The sequence below is a fragment of the uncultured Amaricoccus sp. genome, assembly GCF_937858865.1.
Lineage (GTDB): Bacteria > Pseudomonadota > Alphaproteobacteria > Rhodobacterales > Rhodobacteraceae > Amaricoccus.
Genome location: NZ_CALLYO010000612.1, coordinates 1 through 4,128, shown reverse-complemented (window position 1 = coordinate 4,128; position 4,128 = coordinate 1). Strand labels below are relative to the sequence as shown.

The 4,128-nt window shown below is 78.5% G+C and carries 4 protein-coding genes and 1 pseudogene; all 5 read right to left on the bottom strand.

Annotated elements, in window-relative coordinates:
* A pseudogene (locus Q0112_RS18290) lies at positions 1-507 on the bottom strand (propanediol utilization protein); the annotation flags it as partial.
* Positions 504-998 carry an alpha-ribazole phosphatase family protein gene (gene cobC / locus Q0112_RS18285; RefSeq protein ID WP_297977486.1) on the bottom strand — a complete coding sequence of 165 codons (495 nt, stop codon included), beginning with the start codon at positions 996-998 and terminating at the stop codon, positions 504-506. The pseudogene Q0112_RS18290 and the gene cobC, both read right to left, overlap by 4 nt.
* A complete protein-coding gene (cobS, locus tag Q0112_RS18280; protein ID WP_297977484.1) occupies positions 989-1,768 on the bottom strand; it encodes an adenosylcobinamide-GDP ribazoletransferase in 780 nt (259 codons plus the stop codon). Before cobS ends, cobC begins: the two co-directional genes overlap by 10 nt.
* Entirely contained in the window at positions 1,765-2,775 is a 1,011-nt protein-coding gene (gene cobT / locus Q0112_RS18275; RefSeq protein WP_297977483.1) for a nicotinate-nucleotide--dimethylbenzimidazole phosphoribosyltransferase, read from the bottom strand. Before cobT ends, cobS begins: the two co-directional genes overlap by 4 nt.
* Positions 2,772-3,995 carry an FAD-dependent oxidoreductase gene (locus tag Q0112_RS18270; protein WP_297977482.1) on the bottom strand — a complete coding sequence of 408 codons (1,224 nt, stop codon included), beginning with the start codon at positions 3,993-3,995 and terminating at the stop codon, positions 2,772-2,774. Before Q0112_RS18270 ends, cobT begins: the two co-directional genes overlap by 4 nt.
* Positions 3,996-4,128: the final 133 nt, after the last annotated feature.

Sequence of the window (4,128 nt, the reverse complement as noted above, 5' to 3'; positions counted from 1 at the left end):
GTCGGTGCGGCGGCCGGGGCCGAGGAAGCCGCCGGCGACGTGGAAGGCGGGGAGGGGCGGCAGCCCGGCGAGGGGCCGCGCGGCGCGCGGGGCCCAGAGGAGCGCGCCGGGATCGGGGTACATGAGCGGGTCGGTGGCGCCTTCGATGGCGTGGCAGAGGCGGGCGAGCTCGCTGGGCGGCAGGTCGGCGCCGCCGGTGAAGGCGGCCGCGGCGGCGAGGAGGGCGGCGGTGGAGGCGCCGGCCCCGCCGCCGGGGGGCATGGTGGCGCTGAGGGCGAGCGTGCCGCGTGGCGCCGTGCCGGTGAGGGCGCGATGCAGGCGGGCGGCGTCGTCGGGGGAGAGGGGCGAGGGGTGGGGGGCGTCGAGGCGAAAGGGGCCGGAGGGATGGAGGCGGGCAGTCACGCGGAAGGCGTCGGTGGGCAGGGTGACGAGGGCGAGGGGCCCGGAGGGGCCGAGGCGGCCCTGCAGGAGCTCGCCGAAATGGCCGCTGACGCTGTGGGCGGTCATGGCTGCGTGATCAGCTCGCCGTAGCCGACCGGCCGTTCCCAGGCGGCGAGGAGGGCGCGGATCGGGCCGGCGTGGGTGACGACGGCGGTGCGCCGGTCGGGCGGGCAGGCGGCGGCCGCCGCCGCGACGCGGGCGGCGAGCATGGCGACGCTCTCGCCGCCGTGCTGGCGGGCGTGCATCAGGTCGGCGGCCCAGGCGTCGAGCTCGGGCCGGGGGATCGCGTCCCAGGGGCGGCCCTCCCAGGCGCCGAAGTCGATCTCGCGCCAGCGGGGGTCGAGGCGGAGCGGCACGGCGAGGCGGACGGCGAGGGCTTCGGCGAGGGCGGCGCAGCGGCGGAGCGGGCTCGAGACGATGCCGTCGACGCCGTGGAGGCGGCGGGCGAGGCGGCGGGCTTCGGCCTCGATGTCCGGGGCGGGGGCGAGGTCGCTGCTGCCGTAGCAGAGGCCGGCGGGCGCGTCCGGCCGCGGGTGGCGGAGGAGGATCAGAGGCATGCGAGGAGGCCGAGGCCGAGGCCGATCTCGCTCACCTGCTGCGTGGCGCCGAGGGTGTCGCCGGTGTAGCCGCCGAGGCGCCGCTCGAAGCCGCGGCTGGCGAGGGGGCCGGCGGCGAGGCCGAGGAGGGCGCCGAGGCCGGCGAGCCAGCCGGCGGCGAGGACGAGGGGGAGGAGGGCGATGCCGGCCGTGGCGAGGGCGAGGGCCAGGCGGCGCGGGCTGGTGCCGCCGGCGGTGAAGCTGCCGGCGCCGCTCGGGCGGGCGTAGCGGGAGGTGGCGACGACGAGGGTCATCGAGGCGCGGCTGGCGGCGTGGCCGGCCACGAGCGCGGTGGCGGCGATGCTCAGGGGCATCGCGGCGAGAGTCGCGATGCGGAGGGCAATGGCGAGGCCGAGGGCGAGGGCGCCGCAGGTGCCGATGCGGCTGTCGCGCATGATCTCGAGGGCGCGCTCGGGCGTGGCGCCGCCGGCGAGGCCGTCGGCGGTGTCGGCGAGCCCGTCCTCGTGCAGGGCGCCGGTCAGGAGGCAGGTGGCGGCGGCCGCGAGGAGGAGGGCGACGACCTGAGGGAGGATGCGGGCGGCGGCGAGGAGGAGGGCGGCGGCGACGAGGCCGACGACGAGGCCGGCGGCGGGGAAGTAGCCGGTGGCGGCGGCCATGCGCCCGGGGGAATAGGCGGTGCGGCCGACGGGCAGGCGGGGGAGGAAGCCGAGGGCGAGGAGGAAGGCCGCGGCCTCGTGGCGGAGGCGCCCGGAGGCGGGGAGCAGGGTCATGCCGGACCGCTGACGCCGGCGCTCTCGAAGCTTGCCATCTCGCGGAGCATGGCGGCGGCGGCGCGCACCAGCGGCCAGGCGAGGAGGGCCCCGGTGCCCTCGCCGAGGCGCATGCCGAGGTCGAGCAGCGGGGTGGCGCCGAGCGCCGCGAGCACGGCGTCGTGGCCGGCCTCGGCCGAGCGGTGGGCGAAGACGAGGGCGCCGCGGGCCGAGGGGTCGAGCCCGAGCGCGGCGAGGGCGGCCGCGCCGGCGATGAAGCCGTCGACGAGGACGATGCGGCGGGCGGCGGCGGCGCCGAGCATGGCGCCGGCCATCATCGCCATCTCGAAGCCGGCGTACTCGGCGAGCGCCCGTTCCGCGGCGAGGCGGGGCGGGGTGCGGGCGGCGGCGCGGGCGAGGATGGCGCGCTTGCGGGCGAGGCCGGGGTCGTCGAGGCCGGTGCCGCGGCCGACGAGGCGGTCGAGCGGCAGACCGGTCACCTTGTGGGCGAGGAGGGCGGCGGCGGAGGTGTTGGCGATGCCCATCTCGCCGAAGGCGACGGCGTCCCAGTCGCCGTCGGCGCCGAGGGCGCGGCCGAGGGCGAGGGCCTCGCCACAGGTCTCGGGCGTCATCGCCGGCTCCTCGGCGGCGTTGCGGGTGCCCGCACCCAGGCGGCGGGAGAGGAGGAGGGCGTGGGAGACGGGCGGGCCGGCGACGCCGGCGTCGACCACGCGCAGCGCGGCGCCGACCGAGCGGGCGAAGACGTTGGCGGCGGCGTTCCCGCGGAGGAAGTTGAGCAGCATCTGCCGGGTGACTTCCTGCGGGTAGGCCGAGACGCCCTCGCGGGCGAGGCCGTGGTCGCCGGCGAAGATGGTGAGCTGGCAGCGTTCCATCCGCGGCTCGAGCGAGCCCCGGGTGCGGGCGACGGCGGCGGCGAGGTCCTCGATGCGGCCGAGGGCGCCGAGCGGCTTGGCCTTGCCGTCGATCCTCCGGCGGAGCGCGGCTTCGAAGGCCGGGGCCGCGGTCATGCGAGCAGGCTCTTGAGCCTGGTCTCGGCGTGCGCGAGCGTGGGGCGTGGCGGGCGGGCACGGCGGGCGATGAGCATCTCGGCGAGGCGGATGTCGCGGCCGACCGCGGCGCCGGGGCCGATGCCGGAGGCGGCGACGAGGCGGCCGTCGGCGGCGAGGTGGAAGAGGAGGAAGGCGCCCCCGCCGAGGTCGCGGCGGATGGTCTCGGCGCCCTCGTCGGGGAGGCCGGAGATCTGCAGGCCGAGGTCGAACTGGTCGGACCAGAACCAGGGGACGGCGGCGTGCGGCTCGCGCGCGCCGGCCATGTTGCGGCCGGCGAGCGCGCCCTGCTCGCGGGCGCTGCGCCAGGCCTCGAGGCGGATGCGGCGGTCGCCGTAGAGGGGATGCGGGACGGAAGCGCAGTCGCCGGCGGCGAGGATGGAAGGATCGCTGGTGCCGAGGTGCGCGTCGGCGGCGATGCCGTTGTCGGTCGCGAGGCCCGCGGCGGCGGCGAGGGCGGTGTCGGGGAGGGCGCCGATGGCGGCGACGATCGTCTCGGCAGCGAGCGTGGCGCCGTCGTCGAGCCGGACCTCTGCGGCGCCTGTCCGGTCGTCGATCGCGGCGACGGTGCGGCCGAGGCGGAGATCGACGCCGTGGCGCGCGTGCTCGGCCGCGACCGCGGCGGCGATGGGCGCGGGGACGAGGCGGCTGAGGAGGCGGGGCTCGGCCTCGACGACGGCGACGCTGCCGCCGAGGGCGGCGGCGGCCGCGGCGATCTCGAGGCCGAGGAAGCCGCCGCCGATGACGACGGTCCGTCCGCCGGAGCGCAGGCGCGGGCGGAGCGCGAGGGCATCGTCGAAGCTGCGCAGGTAGAGGAGGCGGCGGAAGGCGGCGCCGGGGAGGCGGCGCGGCGAGGCGCCGGTGGCGAGGAGCAGACGGTCGTAGGGGAGGAGGGCGCCGTCTGTGAGGCGGACGCGGCGGCCCGGGCGGTCGATGGTGGTGGCCTCGGCGCGGAGGTGGCGGATGTCGAGATCCGCGAGCGGGGTGCCGGGGGCCGAGGGGACCGGCGTCGGGGCGGCGTCGGCGGTGATCGCGGCCTTGGAGAGCGGCGGGCGCTCGTAGGGGGGGTGGGGCTCGCGGCCGACGAGGGTGACGGGGCCGGCGTAGCCCGCCTCCCGCAGGGCGCGGGCGGCGGAGGCGCCGCATTCGCCGGCGCCGATGATGACCATGCCGGGGGTCACGGGGTCGGCTTCCTCTCCCACGATGGGCCGCCGGCAGGCTTAGCCGGGTCGCGGAGGGGGCGCCAGCGGGATTTCCGTCTAGGTCGTGAACCCATAAACGGGATTCCCGTTTGGGGTGTTCTGTGATTCAAGC

Bases quoted from the DNA above. Each gene is read 5' to 3' on its own strand.
- cobC (WP_297977486.1), bottom strand. From the start codon at position 998: ATGCCTCTGATCCTCCTCCGCCACCCGCGGCCGGACGCGCCCGCCGGC.
- cobS (WP_297977484.1), bottom strand. From the start codon at position 1,768: ATGACCCTGCTCCCCGCCTCCGGGCGCCTCCGCCACGAGGCCGCGGCC.
- cobT (WP_297977483.1), bottom strand. From the start codon at position 2,775: ATGACCGCGGCCCCGGCCTTCGAAGCCGCGCTCCGCCGGAGGATCGAC.